This is a genomic window from Janthinobacterium leeuwenhoeki (genome assembly GCF_051380795.1).
GTDB lineage: Bacteria > Pseudomonadota > Gammaproteobacteria > Burkholderiales > Burkholderiaceae_D > Janthinobacterium.
Window position 1 is genome coordinate 141858 of sequence record NZ_JBNYXT010000003.1, and the last position, 18338, is coordinate 160195.

An 18338-nucleotide genomic window follows, 5' to 3' on the forward strand; every position below is an offset into this window, starting at 1 on the left:
GACATGAAGCGCCTCCTCGCTGTTTTTCTGATTCTTGTTTTGGCTACGGCCATGGCCCAATCCGCTCCCAGATGGCTACTTTCTTACCAGCTATTCAAAGGCCACTATGCGATTTATGGCGGAAGCTTGAGCGATCCGCAGCCGCCGACCAAGAAAGAAAGGCGCATCGCGTTCTGGATCGACGGCAGGGCGGCAAAACAGCTGTTTGATGCGATGGGCCCGGACTTGCGCAACGCGTGCGGCGCAGATGGCGAATATCGCCTGCGCCAGCGGGCGGAACTGAGCTGCTCCTACCATCCACGAGATGGCCACCACTGCGACTTCGGCTTTGATCTGCTGACCGGGCGCAGCATCGGCGGCTCCCTATGCTGAGGCGCGCCAGCCTGTCAGGCGTCACGCTACTGTGCTTGCTGTTGGCGCACCAGGCCCGGGCCGTCTGGGAGTTTGTGCAGAAGGATTTTTCAGGTTCGTACGCGATTTATGGCGCATATCTCGACGATGCGGTGGCCCCGGTTGCGGGCGATACCAAAGTCGCGTTTCGTTTGACGGGAGCCGCTGCCAGAGACATGTTCGACGCCATGGGGCCGGATTTGCTCAATGGCTGTCCCGATACACAAATACGCATTCGTAATCGTGACATGCTGCAGTGCCGATATCGCCCAAAGGATGGCTATCTCTGTGATTTTGGGTTTGATTTGTCGACGGGGTTGAGTATAGGGGGAGCGGTGGGTGGGGCGGTGTGTGGGGAGTAGGGGAACGAGGGTCAGGTCCGTCATTTGGACACGACCTGAGCGGCTGATATTGTTGTTAGGAAAAACCGCCTGCGGCGCAAGAGCCAGTCAGAAGAATCGGGGAGCCGTTGCGCTGCAGCGCAACGTCGCTTCGCGGGTGCCTCGCATGCGAGGCAAATTCCCCGCTACGCCCCGCGTCCGTACCGGACGCGGATTCGGTTCCGGCTGTTTCGTCGTTGGATAAAAAAGTAAGGGCCCCGTCGCTTGCGCTCGGGGGCCCTTACTTTTTTATCCAGTGGTGGAGACGGCGGGAATCGAACCCGCGTCCGCAAGCACTCTACAGACAGTTCTACATACTTAGCACTATCATTTAATTTAACTCAGCCAGCACGGATGTGCACGTTATGGGCAAGCGAGTTACCTATTATTTAGTCGGACGCTAAGTAACCCAGCATACGACGAGTCCCTGTAAATGACTCTAGAGCTTTTGACGGCCCACCCCAGGGACGAGGTGTTCTAGAGCTAACAGCGATTAAGCTGCCAGTGCGTACGAGTTATCGTTTGCAGTTAAGTTTTTTCAGGTTGTATTTACGAGGTAGCCCGCCCTCGGTATGCCCTGCGCTGCTTTGCAACCCACGTCGAAACCAGGTCGTCCCCACAGAACCTTCATTGTAGCGCAATCCGCCCACTCTTGCATGATGCATTCGCGCCATCGGCGCAAGGGGTCTGACCCGCCGGGTCAGACCCCAGCTTTCCGCAGCGGATTGAAGTGCCTCAAGCCGCCAGCTGCCGCTCCTGCGCCGCCTTCACCACCGCGCTGACCAGTTCCAGCAGGGCTTGCGGCGTGTCCAGCAAGTGGTCGGCGTTCCAGTGCTGCGGCTCGACGGGGCCGCAGTAGCCCCAGGCGCAGGCGACTGTGCGCATCCCGGCAGCGCGGCCGGCCTGGATGTCGCGCAGGTCGTCACCCACGTACCAGCAGTCTTGCGGCGCCAGGTTCAGGCGGCGCGCCGCTTCCAGCAAGGGGGCGGGGTGCGGTTTCGGGTGCGCCATGGTGTCGCCCGAGATCACGCAGCCGGCGGCGCCCAGGCCGATCTGGCCCACCAGCGGGTCGGTGAAGCGGGCGGCCTTGTTGGTGACCACGCCCCAGGCCAGGCCCAGCGCTTGCAGCCCGTCCAGCATGGCGGGGATGCCGTCGAACAAGCGGCTTTCCACGGCCAGGGCCGCTTCGTAATTGTTCAGGAAGCCGTCTTTCAGGGCTTCGTAGCCGCTTTCGCCTGGTTGCACGCCATACGACGCGCCTATCATGCCGCGCGCGCCGGCCGAGGCGGTAGGGCGCAGAATGTCATATGGGGTCGGCGCCAGGCCGGCGCGCGCGCGCAGCAGGTTGATGGCCGCTGCCAGGTCGGGCGCGGTGTCGGCCAGGGTGCCGTCGAGGTCGAACAGGATGGCGCGCGGGGCTGGCAGATGGTCTGTGATCATGGCGGGCAAAGTGTGTCAAGTAGGAATGAAAAATGGCGGCCGCAGCCGCCTTGTATTGTGCGTGATGGTTACAGCGGCCGGGTGCAGGCCACCAGGTAATTGACGCTGGTATCGCTATTAAGTGAGTAAATCTTGGTCAGCGGATTGTAGCCCATGCCGCGCATGCTGTTGATGTCCAGACCAGCGCTGCGCAGGTATTGCGACAGTTCGGCCGGGGTGATGAATTTGTCATAGTCGTGCGTGCCTTTCGGCAGCAGGCGCAGGATGTATTCGGCGCCCAGGATGGCGAACAGATACGCTTTCGGGTTGCGGTTCAGGGTCGACAGGAAGATGTGACCGCCCGGCTTGACCAGGGTGGCGCAGGCCTTGACGATGGCGGCGGGGTCCGGCACGTGCTCGAGCATTTCCATGCAGGTCACGACGTCGTACTGGCCCGGCTCTTCCTCGGCCATGGCTTCGGCGGCGATCAGCTTGTAGCGTACCTTGGCGCCCGATTCGAGGCTGTGCAGGTCGGCCACTTTCAGGGCCTTGTCGGACAGGTCGATGCCCGTCACGTCGGCACCCTTGCGGGCCATCGATTCGGCCAGGATGCCGCCGCCGCAGCCGATGTCGATCACGCGCTTGCCGGCCAGCGGCACTTTCGCGTTGATCCATTCCAGGCGCAGAGGGTTAATTTCGTGCAGGGGACGAAACTCGGAAGTGGGGTCCCACCAGCGGTGGGCCAGCTCACTGAATTTTTGGATTTCAAGAGGGTCGGCGTTCATAGATCGAATAATAGCGGCAATTTTACAATTGGGCAGCCACGGACGAAAAAAAACCCCGCCGTGGCGGGGTTTTTCATGCTGTTCTTGACTTGCGCGATGACTTGCGGCAAGTCCAGGGGCTCAGCTATTACTTGTTGCGGGTACCAACAACTTCGATTTCCACGCGACGGTTTTTCGCACGGCCTTCGGCAGTTTTATTATCAGCAACAGGTTGTTTCTCGCCTTTGCCTTCGGTGTACACGCGGTTGCTTTCAACGCCTTTGGTGACCAGGTAGGCTTTGACAGCATCAGCACGACGTACCGACAGTTTTTGGTTGTAAGCATCGGTGCCGACGGAGTCGGTGTGACCCACAGCGATGATGACTTCCAGGTTGATGCCGCCCAGTTGTGCGGACAGTTCGTCCAGCTTGGCTTTGCCTTCTGGCTTCAGCGTAGCTTTGTCGAAATCGAAGAATGCATCAGCAGCGAAGCTGACTTTTTCCGAGGTAGGAGCAACAACGACTGGCACTGGCACGACAGGTGCTGGTGCTGGAGCAGGTACGACTGGCGCTGGAGGAGCTACGCATTTGCCGTCTTGCAGGGTTTCTGGCTCTACGCACAGTGGTACGTCGCAACCTGGCACTGCGTCAGCAGGTGTCCAGTAGCCGGTACGCCAGCACAGGCCGAATGGGTCACGCACGATGACGCCGCGGGCATCTTGCACGTAAGCGCTTTTTGGGCTTGGTGCTTTGATGTCAGTGGTAACTGGCGCGAATGGTGGGGAGGTTGGGGTTTGGGCCGAAGCCGAGCCAGCAATCACTGCGGATGCAGCGAAAAACAGCGTTACAAATTTATTCATTCTTTTTTCCTTTCGGGGGGTGATATCCGCAGAACAACACTGCGCTACTGGTGCTACGTGCCAAGATTTTATCATGTAGACCATATGCGCTCGTTTCAGATTGCGAAACTAGCAATTAACTTCCCAGTCATTTTGCCACACGCATCAGGGGCACACGACCGTGGTTAAATCAAAGCTTGCCCGATTTTAGACCGTGCGTTGTTTTTCCGCAACGAAAATGCCCATTTGTAACGCAGCTGTAACATTTGATCGCTTTTTTTGCCACTTTTAAGGGCAGGTGTCTTGAACTGATATTGCCATTGTGCATTATCGACAGGTCAACATGCACGCTCCCGGTGCAAACTGCCAATCTTGTTGGTATGGCCAATTTGTACAGGTAGCTGGGCGCGCATGCTAAAATCGTTCGCTTGACTGTTAAGAGTGTCGAGCACGGCGGCATTGCATGGCCAGCAGGTACCACTGCGGTAGCCGTACTGGCCGTGCCGCCAGCCCGCCAATTTGTTCTGGCACTCTGCGACATGGAAGCCGGGCCGCGCCAGCAACGCACGGCGCAGCGTCCACGACGACAGCCACCCAGGATATGCAGTATTGCGTCATACATTGCGTAACAGATAAGTTAACCACAGCCTGAGATCAGTCGAACCGCCAATGGATCAATTCGCAAAAGAAACAATTCCTATTTCCCTCGAAGAAGAGATGCGCAAGAGCTACCTCGATTACGCCATGAGCGTGATCGTCGGTCGCGCCTTGCCCGATGCGCGCGATGGCTTGAAGCCAGTGCACCGGCGCGTCTTGTTCGCGATGCATGAAATGAATAACGTGTGGAACCGCCCTTACGTCAAGTGCGCCCGCGTGGTCGGCGAAACCATGGGTAAATACCATCCCCACGGCGATGCCTCGATCTACGACACACTGGTGCGCATGGCGCAAGATTTTTCGCTGCGCTACATGCTCGTCGATGGCCAGGGTAACTTCGGTTCCGTCGACGGCGATGGCGCCGCGGCGATGCGTTACACCGAGTGCCGCCTGGACAAGATCGCCGGCGAGCTGCTGGCCGATATCGACAAGGATACCGTCGACTTCCAGCCCAACTACGATGGCAAGGAAAAGGAACCGACGGTCTTGCCGACGCGTATCCCGAACCTGCTGATCAATGGCTCCTCCGGTATCGCCGTCGGCATGGCGACGAACATTCCGCCACACAACATCACCGAAGTGATCGACGGCGCGCTGCACGTGCTGCGCAATCCCGATTGCACGATCGATGAATTGATCGAACTGATCCCGGCGCCGGACTTCCCGACGGCCGGCATCATCTATGGCGTGTCCGGCGTGCGCGACGGCTACCGCACGGGCCGCGGCCGCGTGGTCATGCGCGCCAAGACCCACTTCGAAGAATACGGCAAGGATGGCGGCCGCATCGCCATCATCGTCGACGAGCTGCCATTCCAGGTCAACAAGAAATCCTTGCTGGAACGCATCGCCGAAAACGTGCGCGACAAGAAGCTCGACGGCATTTCCGACATCCGCGACGAATCCGACAAGTCGGGCATGCGCGTGGTGATCGAGCTGAAACGGGGCGAAGTGCCGGAAGTGGTGCTGAACAATCTGTACAAGCAGACCCAGTTGCAAGATACTTTCGGTATGAACATGGTGGCCCTGGTCGACGGCCAGCCGAAGCTGCTGAACCTCAAGCAGATGCTGCAATGCTTCCTGTCGCACCGCCGCGAAGTGGTCACCCGCCGCACCGTGTTCGAATTGCGCAAGGCGCGCGAACGCGGCCACGTGCTAGAAGGCCTGGCTGTCGCGCTGGCCAATATCGACGACTTCATCGCCATCATCAAGGCTGCGCCGACGCCGCCGATCGCCAAGGTCGAGCTGATGGCCAAGGCCTGGGATTCGTCCGTCGTGCGCGAAATGCTGGCCCGCACGGGCGATGGAACGACGCCGGGCGGCATCGATGCCTACCGTCCGGAAAACCTGCCGAAGCACTACGGCATGCAAACGGATGGCCTGTACAAGCTGTCGGACGACCAGGCGCAGGAAATTTTGCAGATGCGCCTGCAGCGCCTGACCGGCCTGGAACAGGACAAGATCGTCAACGAGTACAAGGACGTGATGGAACATATCGCCGACTTGCTCGACATCCTGGCCAAGCCGGAACGCGTCACCATCATCATCACCGATGAAATGACGGCGGCGAAGAACGAATACGGCGCCGGCAACAAGGACGTGCGCCGCTCGCAGATCGAGCTGAACGCGACCGACCTGGAAACGGAAGACCTGATCACGCCGCAGGACATGGTGGTGACCCTGTCGCACACGGGCTATATGAAGGCCCAGCCGATTACCGAATACCGCGCGCAGAAGCGCGGTGGCCGCGGCAAGCAAGCCATGGCGACGAAAGAGGAAGACTGGATCGACCAGCTGTTCATCGCCAATACGCACGACTACATCCTGTGCTTCTCGGATCGTGGCCGCATGTACTGGCTGAAGGTGTGGGAAGTGCCGCAAGGCTCGCGCAATTCGCGCGGCAAGCCGATCGTCAACATGTTCCCGCTGCAGGACAACGAAAAGATCACCGTGATCCTGCCGCTGTCGGGCGAGAACCGCACGTTCCCGGAAGACCATTACGTGTTCATGTCGACCAGCCTGGGTACCGTGAAAAAGACGCCGCTGAAGGACTTCAGCAATCCACGCAAGGCCGGCATCATCGCGGTCGACCTGGACGACGGCGACTTCCTGATCGGCGCGGCGCTGACCGATGGCCAGCACGACGTGATGCTGTTCTCCGATTCGGGCAAGGCAGTGCGCTTCGACGAAAACGACGTGCGTCCGATGGGCCGTACGGCGCGCGGCGTGCGCGGCATGAACCTGGAAGAAGGCCAGCACGTGATCGCCCTGCTGGTGGCCGAGAACGAGCAGCAGTCGGTGCTGACGGCAACGGAAAACGGCTACGGCAAGCGTACGCCGATCACCGAATACACGCGCCATGGCCGTGGCACGAAAGGCATGATCGCCATCCAGACCAGCGAGCGCAACGGTAAAGTGGTTGCCGCGACCCTGGTCGATACCAGCGATGAAATCATGCTGATCACCACCGGTGGCGTGCTGATTCGCACCCGCGTGTCGGAAATCCGCGAAATGGGCCGCGCGACGCAGGGCGTGACCCTGATCGCCGTGGAAGACGGCACCAAGCTGTCCGGCCTGCAGCGCGTGGTGGAAACGGATATCGACGAAGTCGAGCTGACGACGGAGGCGGACGCCGCGCCTGCGCCGGCAGCGGCTGAACCAGCCGATCCCGTTGATCCTGTCGATCCGGCCCAGCCGGAGTAAGATGATTGGGGCTCTTTCGGGAGCCCCAATTGCTATTGGCGCGCCAGTTGCGACACGGACGGTCGTTAGGTCCGTAGGTCGGCTTAGCCCAAAGGGCGTAAGCCGACAAGCCTCCTGGCCGTAGCCCTTTCACCCGTCATTCAACATCCCGCATGCCATGAGAAAAATCGTCGCCACCTTCTTCGCCGCGTTTTCGCTGGCCTTTCTTGCAACTCTGCCGGCCCTGGCCCAGAGCACGCAAGCCACGCCCGCGCGCCAGGCCGCGCCCAGCCCCGCCATGACAGTGGCCGTGCGGCGCATGCTCGACGCGATGCAGTTCCCGCAGCTCACGCGCAGCATCTTCGACCAGATGCTGCAATCGGTGCCCGCCATGATCCGCCAGTCGGCGCAGCAGCAAATCATCAGCAACCCGAAGCTGGACGAGCAGCGCAAGGCGCGCGCGCTGGCCAGCGCCGAGGAAGAAATTCCCGTCGCCATCGCCACCCTGACGCAGGTACTGGCCGATCCGACGCTGATCGACGAGCTGGCCGCCGAAATGGTGCCTCTGTATGCGCGCTTTTACACGGTGCAGGAAGTCCAGCAGTTGACGGCCTTCTACCAGACGCCGCTGGGTCGCAAGATGCTGGCCACCATGCCGCAACTGTCGGGCGAATCGATGGCCATCAGCCAGCGCGTGCTGACTCCCCGCGTGAATGCCGTGCTCGACCAGGTCATGCGGGCGGCCACGCACTCGCCCCAATAACTCTCATATTCGCCAAGGACTGTATCGTGCCCCATCAAGCCTCAAGCCCTATTTACAACTTCTCCGCCGGCCCCGCCGTCCTGCCCAAGGAAGTGCTGGCGCAAGCGGCCTTTGAAATGCAGGACTGGCATGGCAGTGGCATGTCGGTGATGGAAATGAGCCACCGTGGTCCCGAATTCATTTCCATCTACAAGCAGGCCGTGGCCGACCTGCGCGAACTGCTGGCAGTCCCCGAGAACTACAAAATCCTGTTCTTGCAGGGCGGCGGCCTGGGCGAGAACGCCATCATCCCCATGAACCTGGTGGGCCTGGCCGCGCAGCAGCCGGCCACCGTGGACTTCGTGCACACGGGCTCGTGGTCGGGCAAGTCGATCCAGGAAGCGGCCAAGTATGCCAACGTCAATGTGGCCGCGTCGTCGCAGGCTGTCCGTTTCACGGGCGTGCCGCCAGTCGCCGAATGGAATCTGACGCCGGGCGCCGCCTACCTGCATATCTGCACCAATGAAACCATCGACGGCGTGGAGTTCCAGCAGGCGCCGAACGTGCCGGCAGGGACCACCATCGTGGCAGACATGTCCTCGCACATTCTGTCGCGCGTGATCGACGTGTCGCAATACGGCGTCATCTTCGGCGGCGCGCAGAAAAATATCGGCCCGGCCGGCCTGACCGTGGTCATCGTGCGCGAAGACTTGCTGGGCAAGGCCTTGCCGATTTGCCCGTCGGCCTTCGACTGGACCATCGTGGCCGAACATGAGTCGATGTACAACACGCCGCCCACCTATGGCATCTATATCGCCGGCCTGGTTTTCCAGTGGCTCAAACGCCAGGGTGGCGTGGCAGCCATGGAACAGCGTAATATTGAGAAAGCGGCGCTGCTGTACGCGGCGCTCGATGCGGACGATTTCTACCAGAACCGGGTCGCCTCGGAATACCGCTCGCGCATGACCATCCCGTTCTATCTGCGCGACGAAAGCTTGAACGACGCATTCCTGGCCGGCGCCAAGCAGCGCGGCCTGCTGCAACTGAAGGGCCACAAGTCCGTCGGCGGCATGCGTGCATCGATCTATAACGCGATGCCGATCGAGGGCGTACAAGCCTTAGTGAATTATCTGAACGAGTTTGCCGGACGCTGAGTCGCATAGACGACCGCGCCGGCCCGCCGCCGGCGCAGGCCGCGCGGCCATGATTGAAGTACAGCTGACGAAACAAACAACCATGACCGATAAATTGAAACCGCTGCGCGAACAGATCGATGCGATCGACGCGCAAATCCTCGAGCTGCTGAACCGCCGCGCGCAAATCGCCCAGGAAGTGGGCCACGTGAAAGCCGAAACGCAGGCGCCCGTGTTCCGCCCCGAGCGCGAAGCGCAGGTGCTGCGCGGCGTGGCCGAGCGCAATCCCGGCCCCATGGGCGACCGCGAAGTGCAGACCATCTTCCGCGAAATCATGTCGTCCTGCCGCTCGCTGGAAAAGCGCGTCACCGTGGCGTATCTGGGCCCGGCCGGCACCTTCAGCGAACAGGCCGTGTATCAGCAGTTCGGCAGCGCCGTGGAAGGCTTGCCGTGCGCCTCCATCGATGAAGTGTTCCGCGCGGCCGAAGCGGGAACGGCGGACTTCGGCGTGGTGCCGATCGAGAATTCCTCGGAAGGCGCCGTCAACCGCACGCTCGACATGATGCTGCAGACTAGCCTCATCATCAGCGGCGAGGTGGCCATTGCCGTGCACCACAGCCTGATGACGAAGAGCGGCAACATGGATGGCGTCACGGCCATCTGCGCCCATTCGCAGGCGCTGGCGCAGTGCCAGGTGTGGCTGAACCAGAATTACCCGCACGTCGCGCGCCACGCCGTGGCATCGAACGCCGAAGCGGCCCGCATGGCCGGCGAAGACGGCACGGTGGCGGCAATCGCCAGCGAACTGGCCGGCGCGCAGTACAAGCTGGGCGTGGTCAAGGGGCATATCCAGGACGACCCGCACAACCGCACGCGCTTTGCCGTCGTTGGGACCTTGCAGACGGCGCCGTCGGGCAAAGACCAAACGTCCCTGGTGCTGGCCGTGCCGAACAAGGCGGGCGCCCTGTATCAGCTGCTCGCGCCTCTGGCGAAACACGGCGTGTCGATGACGCGCTTCGAGTCGCGCCCGGCGCGCATGGGCAGCTGGGAGTATTATTTCTATGTCGACGTGGAGGGCCACGTGCACGACGCGGCCGTCGCCCAGGCGCTGGCCGAGCTGCAGAGCAACGCGGCGTTTTTCAAGGTGCTGGGGTCGTATCCGGTCAGCTTGTGACGTTGTAGCGACACCAACAATTACCCACTTTTTTAAAGAACACCATGTCTAAAAATATCGGTCCAGAATACGTCCGCGCCATCGCCCCTTACCAGAGCGGCAAACCGATCGCCGAAGTCGCGCGCGAATTCGGCCTCGACGAGGCAGCCATCGTCAAGCTGGCGTCGAATGAAAACCCGTACGGCATGCCGGAATCGGCCAAGCAGGCGATGATCGCCGCCATCGATGATCTGGGCCGCTACCCTGACGCCAACGGCTTTGACTTGAAAGCCGTGCTGTCCAAGCGCTACGACGTGCCGGCCGACTGGATCACCCTGGGCAATGGCAGCAACGACATCCTGGAAATCGCCGCGCACGCGTTTGTGCAGCATGGCCAATCCGTCGTCTACTCGCAGTACTCGTTTGCCGTGTACGCGCTGGCCACGCAAGGCCTGGGCGCGCGCCACATCGTCGTGCCGGCGCAAGCCTATGGCCATGACCTCGATGCGATGGCGGCGGCGATTGCCGACGATACGCGATTGGTCTTCATCGCCAACCCGAACAATCCGACCGGTACCTTCCTCTCAGCGGCGCAGCTGGAAGCGTTCCTGCAGAAAGTGCCGCAGCACGTGGTGGTGGTGCTGGACGAGGCCTACAACGAATTCCTCTCGGCCGACGACCAGTACGAGTCGACGGCGTGGGTGCGCCAGTATCCGAACCTGGTGGTCTCGCGCACCCTGTCGAAGGCCTACGGCCTGGCCGGTCTGCGCATCGGCTTCGCCATCGCCCAGCCGGTGCTGACGGACTTGATGAACCGCATCCGCCAGCCATTCAATGTCAACTCGCTGGCGCAGGCCGCCGCCATCGCTGCCCTGAACGACAAGGCATTCCTGGAGCAAAGCGCGCGCAACAACGCGGCCGGCTACCAGCAGTTTACGGAAGCGTTTGCGCAACTGGGCCTGGAATACGTGCCGTCGCACGGCAATTTCGTGCTGGTCAAAGTGGGCGACGATGATGAAGCGGGCGCGCGCGTGAACCTGGCGCTGCTCAAGCAGGGCGTGATCGTGCGCCCCGTCGGCAGCTACGGCTTGCCGCAATGGCTGCGCATTTCCATCGGCCTGCCGCAGGAAAACGCCATCTTCATCGCCGCGCTGACGAAAGCGCTGGCCTGACGATATGACGACGCCTGCACTGAAAAAAGTTGTCATCTTCGGCGTAGGCCTGATCGGCGGCTCGTTCGCGCGCGCCTTGAAACACGCGGGCGCGGTCGGCAGCGTAGTTGGCATGGGCCGCTCGCCGGCCTCGATGGCGCGTGCCCTTGAGCTGGGCATCATCGACGAGATCGGCGGCGACATGGCGCAAGCCTTGCTTGGTGCCGACCTGGTGCTGCTGGCCGCGCCGGTGGCGCAGACGGGGGCTATTTTGGCGTCCATCGCGCCGCATCTGCAACCGGGCACCATCGTCACCGACGCGGGCAGCACGAAAAGCGATGTGGTGGCGGCCGCGCGCGCGGCGCTGGGTGGCAAGGTGGCCCAATTCGTGCCCGGCCACCCGATCGCGGGACGCGAGACGAATGGTCCCGACGCGGCCATCATCGATCTGTATCAAGGCAAGAAAGTGGTGCTTACGCCGCTTGCGGAAAATAGTGCCGCCGATGTGGAACGGGTGGCGGCCGCCTGGCGCGCCTGCGGCGCCATCCTGCACACCTTGACGCCCGAAGAACATGACAAGGTGTTTGCCGCCGTCAGCCATCTGCCGCATTTGCTGGCCTTTGCGCTGGTCGACGACATCGCCAACAAACCGCACGCGGGCCTGCTGTTTCAATACGCGGCCAGCGGCTTTCGCGACTTTACGCGCATCGCTGGCTCATCGCCGGAAATGTGGCGCGACATCAGCCTGGCCAACCAGCCGGCGCTGCTGCACGAACTGGACGCCTACCTGGCGCAGTTGACGACTTTGCGCGCCCACCTGGCGGCGAACGACGGCGCCGCCATCGAAGGCGTGTATGCGAACGCCCAGCACGCGCGGCAGCAATGGATCGAGGCGATTGAAACGGCGGAAATACCAGCCGCGCCCTCACGATAAATACTCAAGGATTCCAGCATGACCCAGACCAAGCACTACCCCCACCATATTGATTTGAAGCCGGTGATGCACGCCGAAGGCACGGTGCGCTTGCCCGGCTCGAAAAGCATTTCCAATCGCGTGCTGCTGCTGGCCGCGCTGGCCAAGGGCACGACGAAAATCGTCGACTTGCTCGCCTCCGACGACACCTTCGTCATGCTGACGGCATTGACGTCGCTGGGCGTCAAATGGACGCAGGACGAGCTGACGGGCGACCCGGCCACGGCCCACCAGGTGCATCACGTGGAAGGCTGCGGCGGCGTGTTCCCGCACCACGCGGCGGACCTCTTCATGGGCAACGCCGGCACGGCCATCCGTCCGCTGACGGCGGCGCTGGCCGTCATCGGCGGCGACTACACCCTGCATGGCGTGTCGCGCATGCACGAGCGCCCCATCGGCGACCTGGTCGACGCGCTGAACGCCGTCGGCACGCAGATCGAATACACGGGCGAGCAGGGCTTCCCGCCGCTGCGCATCCGTCGCGGCCACATCCACGCGCAGCGCATCGCCGTGCGCGGCAACGTGTCGAGCCAATTTTTGACGGCCCTGCTGATGGTGGCGCCGCTGATGGCGCGCGACCATGCGGTGACCATAGCCGTGACGGGCGAGCTGATCTCGAAGCCCTACATCGAGATCACCCTGAACCTGATGCGCCGCTTCGGCGTGACGGTCGAACATGACGGCTGGCAGTCGTTCACCGTGCAGCCGGGCCAGCAGTATCAAAGCCCGGGCACCATCCACGTCGAAGGCGACGCTTCGTCTGCCTCGTATTTCCTGGCGGCCGGCGCCATCGGCGGCGGTCCCGTGCGCGTGGAAGGCGTGGGGCGCGACAGCATCCAGGGCGACGTGCGATTCGTCGAAGCCTTGCAGCAGATGGGCGCGACCATCACCATGGGCGAGAACTGGATCGAAGCCCGCTCGAACGGCGTGCTGAAAGCCGTTGACATGGATTTCAACCACATTCCCGACGCGGCCATGACGATCGCCGTGGCCGCCCTGTACGCGGACGGTACCTCGACCTTGCGCAATATCGCCAGCTGGAGGGTGAAGGAAACGGACCGCCTGGCCGCCATGGCAACAGAGTTGCGCAAACTGGGCGCGGAAGTGGAAGAGGGCGCCGACTACCTGCGCGTGACGCCGCCGGCACAGATTCTTGCCGCCACCATCGACACGTATGACGACCACCGCATGGCCATGTGCTTCTCGCTGGCCTCGCTGGACGGCGCCGCCCGCCGCGGCAACGAGATGCGCATCAACGACCCGAAATGCGTGGCCAAGACCTTCCCCGAGTACTTCGCCGCGTTTGCGGGGATTGCTAAAGATAATCTTATTTAATCGAAATCCGGGGTCAGACCCTCTCCACCAGTAACGCCAGTTCAGGCGTTGACGCAATTGGGGGGGGGGCTGACCCCAGCCCTAACGGGTTTAGTTTTTTAAAGTGACAAAATAATGCTGACCTCCAACATTCCAGTCATCGCCATCGACGGCCCCACCGCTTCGGGCAAGGGTACGGTGGCGCACCGCGTGGCCGACAAGCTGGGCTTTCATTACCTGGACTCGGGCGCGCTGTACCGCCTGACGGCCTTGACGGCGCTGCGCCGTGGCACGGACTTGCGCGACGAGCACGCGCTGGCCAAGCTGGCCGAACATTTGCCTTGCCATTTTGCGGGCGGCGAGATCTTGCTGGCGCAGGAAAACGTGACCGAGCAGATCCGTGCCGAAGAAGTGGGTAATACGGCGTCGAAGATTGCTGTGTTGCCAACGGTGCGCCATGCCCTCGTGGGTTTGCAGCTGGGCTTTCGCAAGACGCCTGGCCTGGTGGCCGACGGGCGCGACATGGGCACGGTGATCTTCCCGCATGCCCAATTGAAAGTGTTTTTGACGGCCAGCGTCGAGGCGCGCGCGCAACGGCGCTACAAGCAATTGATAGACAAGGGTTTTTCTGCTAATATGGAAGACCTTCTGATGGATTTGCAGGCGCGGGACGAACGTGACACTCACCGTGCGATTGCGCCGCTGGTCCCTGCGGAAGGGGCGCATGTCCTCGATACCTCGGCCATGACGGCAGATGTTGCCGTTGAAACCGTGTTGAAATGGTATGCAGCTGCAGCAAAATAGTGTGATTTTTATGCTATGTGGTGCCCGTTGACGGCTCCTGGCCTGTCCGGGTGTGTCAAAAACCTAACCCAGTTTAAGTCGCATCGTGCGATCTCTGCTGGATAACCTGTGTGAACCCTATGTCTACTGTTACAACTAACGAATCTACCGGTATGGAAAGTTTTGCTGCGCTCTTCGAGGAATCGTTGTCGCGTCAAGATATGCGCTCCGGCGAAGTTATTTCCGCTGAAGTCGTGCGCCTCGACCACAATTTCGTGATCGTGAACGCTGGCCTCAAATCCGAAGCATTCATCCCTGTCGAAGAATTCAAAAACGACCACGGCGAACTGGAAGTCAAAGTTGGTGACTTCGTTTCCGTGGCGATCGAATCGCTGGAAAACGGTTTCGGCGATACCATCCTGTCGCGCGATAAAGCCAAGCGTCTGGCTTCGTGGCTGGCTCTGGAAAAAGCGATGGAATCGGGCGAAATCGTCGTCGGTACCGTCAATGGTAAAGTCAAAGGCGGTCTGACCGTGTTGACCAACGGCATCCGCGCATTCCTGCCGGGCTCGCTGGTTGATACCCGTCCTGTCAAAGACACCACCCCATTCGAAGGCAAAACCCTCGAATTCAAAGTGATCAAGCTGGATCGCAAGCGTAACAACGTGGTTCTGTCCCGCCGCGCCGTCATCGAAGCTTCGATGGGCGAAGAGCGTCAGAAACTGATGGAAACGCTGAAAGAAGGCACGGTCGTGACCGGCGTCGTCAAAAATATCACCGACTACGGCGCGTTCGTGGATCTGGGCGGTATCGATGGCTTGCTGCACATCACCGACCTGGCATGGCGCCGTGTACGTCACCCGTCGGAAGTACTGACGGTTGGCCAGGAAATCACCGCCAAAGTCCTGAAATACGATCAAGAGAAAAACCGTGTTTCGCTGGGCGTGAAACAACTGGGCGACGATCCTTGGACCGGTCTGTCCCGTCGTTACCCACAAAGCACCCGTCTGTTCGGTAAAGTAACGAACCTGACCGACTACGGCGCGTTCGTTGAAGTGGAACAGGGTATCGAAGGTCTGGTACACGTTTCCGAAATGGACTGGACGAACAAAAACGTTGCTCCTAACAAAGTTGTCCAACTGGGCGACGAAGTAGAAGTGATGGTTCTGGAAATCGACGAAGAGCGTCGTCGTATCTCGCTGGGTATGAAACAGTGCAAAGCCAACCCTTGGGATGACTTTGGCGTTACCCACAAGAAGGGCGATAAAGTCCGCGGCGCGATCAAATCGATCACCGACTTCGGCGTGTTCATCGGCCTGGCCGGCAACATCGACGGTCTGGTGCACCTGTCCGACCTGTCCTGGACCGAAACCGGCGAAGAAGCCGTGCGTCGCTTCAAGAAAGGTGACGAACTGGAAGCCATCGTTCTGGCCATCGACGTTGAGCGCGAGCGCGTTTCCCTGGGCGTCAAGCAACTGGAAGGTGATCCATTCAACAACTTCGCAGCCATGAACGACAAAGGCTCGCTGGTAACCGGTACCGTTAAATCGGTTGAGCCTAAAGGCGCCGTGATCCAACTGTCCGAAGAAGTTGAAGGCTACCTGCGCGCTTCCGAAATCTCGCGCGACCGCGTTGAAGATGCTGGTACGCACCTGAAAGTCGGCGACACCGTCGAAGCAATGGTGTTGAACATCGACCGCAAAGCCCGTGGTATCCAACTGTCGATCAAAGCGAAAGACAACGTTGAAACCCAGGAAGCCATGCAGAAGATGGCAGCTACCGACAACAACGCAGCTTCGGGCACCACCAGCCTGGGCGCCTTGTTGAAAGCTAAGTTCGATAACAAGAACTAAGACTGCGGATACGGCAGATGACAAAGTCCGAGCTGATCAACCGCCTCGCTGAGCGTTATTCTCAGCTGGTGGCGAAAGATGCGGAGTATGCCGTCAAGACCATTCTCGATGCGATGACCAACGCCCTGGCGACCGGTCAGCGTATCGAGATCCGCGGTTTTGGCAGTTTTGCCCTGAACAGCAGGCCCCCGCGCATCGGCCGCAACCCGAAATCCGGCGACAAGGTGATGGTTCCTGAAAAACGGGTACCCCACTTCAAACCGGGCAAACAGTTGCGCGAGCGGGTGGACGCGATGGTCGGGCAACCGATAATCGAGGATTAATCGTCTGCTGGAAGGCGACATAGAAAGCGGCGTCCTTGGATGCCGCTTTTTTTTGTTAATATGCTGTAGAGCACTGACCAAACCTACTGCGCGTCGCACTTTGCGGCCTGCGATGCTCACCGTACTTCAGTACGGTTGCGCTTCTCGGCCACAAATCACTGCCGCTCGCTACGGTTTTATCAGCGCTCTACGTTTGTGTCATGTTGGCACTGGCATTTTTTGTTCTCTCTGGACCTATCGATGAAAATCATCTCCACCATCGTTGGCTGTGTTCTTTTCGTCCTGTTCTTCAGTTTTGCGCTGAAGAATGCGCAGGTTGTCGACCTGCATGTTTTCCTCAATTATGAAATTCGCGGCCCCCTGGTCCTGATGCTGCTGGGCTTTTTTGTCGCCGGCGCCAGCCTGGGCGTACTGGCCCTGACGCCGACCGTGTTCCGTCACCGCCGCGAAGCGAGCAAGCAAAAAACCACCATTGCCGCGCTGCAGACCGTTGGCGTGGCCAGCAATGTCCAGCCGCAACCGGACAGCGTGAGCGCGCAGTAAGCGGCGCCGTCGCTCCTATCTCTCTTACTCGAATAAAAACAATCGCATGGATTTTGAACTCTGGTGGCTCTTGGGTATCCCGGTGTTTTTCGCGCTGGGCTGGATTGCCGCGCGTGTGGACATTCATCAACTGGTGTCCGAATCGCGCAGCCTGCCGCGCAATTATTTCAAGGGCTTGAATTTCCTGCTCAATGAACAGCATGACAAGGCCATCGACGCCTTCATCGAAGTCGTCAAGCTGGACCCGGAATCGGCCGATATGCACTTTGCGCTGGGTAACCTGTTCCGCCGCCGCGGCGAAACGGAGCGCGCCATCCGCGTGCACCAGAACTTGCTGGCGCGCCCGGACTTGCCGCTGGAACAGCAGGGCCATGCCGCCTACGAGCTGGGCATGGATTACCTGAAGGCGGGTCTGCTGGACCGCGCCGAAGAAACCTTCAATAGCCTGGTCGACACGCAATATGCGGCCCAGGCGCGCCGCGCGCTGCTGGAAATCTACCAGCGCGAAAAGGAATGGCCACGCGCCATTGAAGCGGCCGTGGGCTTGCAGGAATCGGGCGCCGGTGCGCGCCAGAAGGAAATCGCCCAGTTCTATTGCGAACTGGCGCATGACGCCCTCGTGCACATGAAGCCGGACGAGGCCATGCCGCTGCTGGAAAAAGCCTTGCAGACGGACCGCAAGAGCGTGCGCGCCACCATCCTGACGGGCGACGTGCTGCTGGCGCGCGGCGACGTGGAAGGCGCGCTGACCACCTGGCGCCGCGTGGAGCAGCAAAGCGTGCCGCACGTGGCCCTGGTGGCGCAGCGCCTGATGGATGGGTATACCAAGGTGGGCCGTGCTCAAGAGGGCGTCAACCTGCTGCGCTCCTATCTGGAAGAGGCGTCGTCGATCGACCTGATCGAAGTCGTCTTCAAGGCAGTCATCGAGCTCGACGGCGTGGAAGCGGCGAAGCAGCTGGTCAGCGCCGAGCTGCGCCGCACGCCGACCCTGCTGGGCCTGGATAAACTGCTGGAAGCGCGCATGATGGATGCGCCGGCCGCCATCTGGTCCGAGCTGTCGATGGTGAAAAACCTCGTGCACGGCTACACGCAAAAGCTGGCCCGCTACCAGTGCAGCCATTGCGGCTTCAAGGCGCGCCAGTTTTACTGGCATTGCCCGGGCTGCAACAAGTGGGAAACCTATCCACCGCGCCGCACAGAAGAGCTAAATGTCATGAACTGATCAATCGTACACGCCACCTTG

17 protein-coding genes and 1 other RNA gene are annotated in these 18338 nt (G+C 60.8%); 14 read left to right on the top strand and 4 right to left on the bottom strand.

Annotated elements, in window-relative coordinates:
• Positions 1 to 3: 3 nt before the first annotated feature.
• Entirely contained in the window at positions 4 to 372 is a 369-nt protein-coding gene (locus ACQ4WS_RS04040) for a hypothetical protein (RefSeq protein ID WP_436473882.1), read from the top strand.
• Positions 366 to 752: a hypothetical protein gene (locus ACQ4WS_RS04045; protein WP_436473883.1), complete on the top strand. Its 387-nt coding sequence runs from the start codon at positions 366 to 368 to the stop codon at positions 750 to 752. Before ACQ4WS_RS04040 ends, ACQ4WS_RS04045 begins: the two co-directional genes overlap by 7 nt.
• Positions 753 to 1027: 275 nt before the next feature.
• On the opposite strand, the gene ssrA is transcribed toward ACQ4WS_RS04045, so the two are convergent.
• From ssrA to ompA, 4 genes are all read right to left on the bottom strand, one after another.
• Positions 1028 to 1388: a transfer-messenger RNA gene (gene ssrA / locus ACQ4WS_RS04050) on the bottom strand.
• Between the two features lie 117 nt (positions 1389 to 1505).
• Complete coding sequence (locus ACQ4WS_RS04055; protein ID WP_436473885.1) at positions 1506 to 2210, bottom strand: HAD family hydrolase; 705 nt, start codon at positions 2208 to 2210, stop codon at positions 1506 to 1508.
• A gap of 68 nt (positions 2211 to 2278) precedes the next feature.
• On the bottom strand, positions 2279 to 2974 hold the full coding sequence (gene ubiG / locus ACQ4WS_RS04060) for a bifunctional 2-polyprenyl-6-hydroxyphenol methylase/3-demethylubiquinol 3-O-methyltransferase UbiG (protein ID WP_436473887.1): 696 nt from the start codon (positions 2972 to 2974) through the stop codon (positions 2279 to 2281).
• A gap of 127 nt (positions 2975 to 3101) precedes the next feature.
• A complete protein-coding gene (gene ompA, locus ACQ4WS_RS04065; protein WP_035825645.1) occupies positions 3102 to 3812 on the bottom strand; it encodes an outer membrane protein OmpA in 711 nt (236 codons plus the stop codon).
• A gap of 648 nt (positions 3813 to 4460) precedes the next feature.
• Here ompA and gyrA point away from each other — a divergent pair.
• From gyrA to lapB, 12 genes are all read left to right on the top strand, one after another.
• A complete protein-coding gene (gene gyrA, locus ACQ4WS_RS04070; protein WP_436473890.1) occupies positions 4461 to 7148 on the top strand; it encodes a DNA gyrase subunit A in 2688 nt (895 codons plus the stop codon).
• Positions 7149 to 7305: 157 nt separating this feature from the next.
• On the top strand, positions 7306 to 7890 hold the full coding sequence (locus ACQ4WS_RS04075; RefSeq protein ID WP_436473891.1) for a DUF2059 domain-containing protein: 585 nt from the start codon (positions 7306 to 7308) through the stop codon (positions 7888 to 7890).
• Between the two features lie 26 nt (positions 7891 to 7916).
• Entirely contained in the window at positions 7917 to 9023 is a 1107-nt protein-coding gene (serC, locus tag ACQ4WS_RS04080) for a 3-phosphoserine/phosphohydroxythreonine transaminase (RefSeq protein WP_436473893.1), read from the top strand.
• Between the two features lie 82 nt (positions 9024 to 9105).
• The gene (gene pheA / locus ACQ4WS_RS04085) at positions 9106 to 10176 is read left to right on the top strand and encodes a prephenate dehydratase (protein ID WP_436473895.1); all 1071 of its coding nucleotides are present in this window, start codon (positions 9106 to 9108) and stop codon (positions 10174 to 10176) included.
• 44 nt (positions 10177 to 10220) lie between these two features.
• Complete coding sequence (hisC, locus tag ACQ4WS_RS04090; RefSeq protein ID WP_436473897.1) at positions 10221 to 11327, top strand: histidinol-phosphate transaminase; 1107 nt, start codon at positions 10221 to 10223, stop codon at positions 11325 to 11327.
• 4 nt (positions 11328 to 11331) lie between these two features.
• Complete coding sequence (locus tag ACQ4WS_RS04095; protein ID WP_436473899.1) at positions 11332 to 12240, top strand: prephenate dehydrogenase; 909 nt, start codon at positions 11332 to 11334, stop codon at positions 12238 to 12240.
• Positions 12241 to 12258: 18 nt separating this feature from the next.
• Positions 12259 to 13614: a 3-phosphoshikimate 1-carboxyvinyltransferase gene (aroA, locus tag ACQ4WS_RS04100; protein ID WP_436473901.1), complete on the top strand. Its 1356-nt coding sequence runs from the start codon at positions 12259 to 12261 to the stop codon at positions 13612 to 13614.
• Between the two features lie 114 nt (positions 13615 to 13728).
• Positions 13729 to 14397: a (d)CMP kinase gene (gene cmk / locus ACQ4WS_RS04105; RefSeq protein WP_436473903.1), complete on the top strand. Its 669-nt coding sequence runs from the start codon at positions 13729 to 13731 to the stop codon at positions 14395 to 14397.
• A 119-nt stretch (positions 14398 to 14516) separates the two neighbouring features.
• The gene (gene rpsA, locus ACQ4WS_RS04110) at positions 14517 to 16229 is read left to right on the top strand and encodes a 30S ribosomal protein S1 (protein WP_071650172.1); all 1713 of its coding nucleotides are present in this window, start codon (positions 14517 to 14519) and stop codon (positions 16227 to 16229) included.
• A 17-nt stretch (positions 16230 to 16246) separates the two neighbouring features.
• Positions 16247 to 16552, top strand: a complete 306-nt coding sequence (locus ACQ4WS_RS04115; protein ID WP_008446215.1) for an integration host factor subunit beta — start codon at positions 16247 to 16249, stop codon at positions 16550 to 16552.
• A gap of 240 nt (positions 16553 to 16792) precedes the next feature.
• The gene (locus tag ACQ4WS_RS04120; protein ID WP_077400759.1) at positions 16793 to 17095 is read left to right on the top strand and encodes a LapA family protein; all 303 of its coding nucleotides are present in this window, start codon (positions 16793 to 16795) and stop codon (positions 17093 to 17095) included.
• A 46-nt stretch (positions 17096 to 17141) separates the two neighbouring features.
• Entirely contained in the window at positions 17142 to 18317 is a 1176-nt protein-coding gene (gene lapB, locus ACQ4WS_RS04125) for a lipopolysaccharide assembly protein LapB (RefSeq protein WP_152284028.1), read from the top strand.
• The last annotated feature ends 21 nt before the right edge of the window (positions 18318 to 18338 follow it).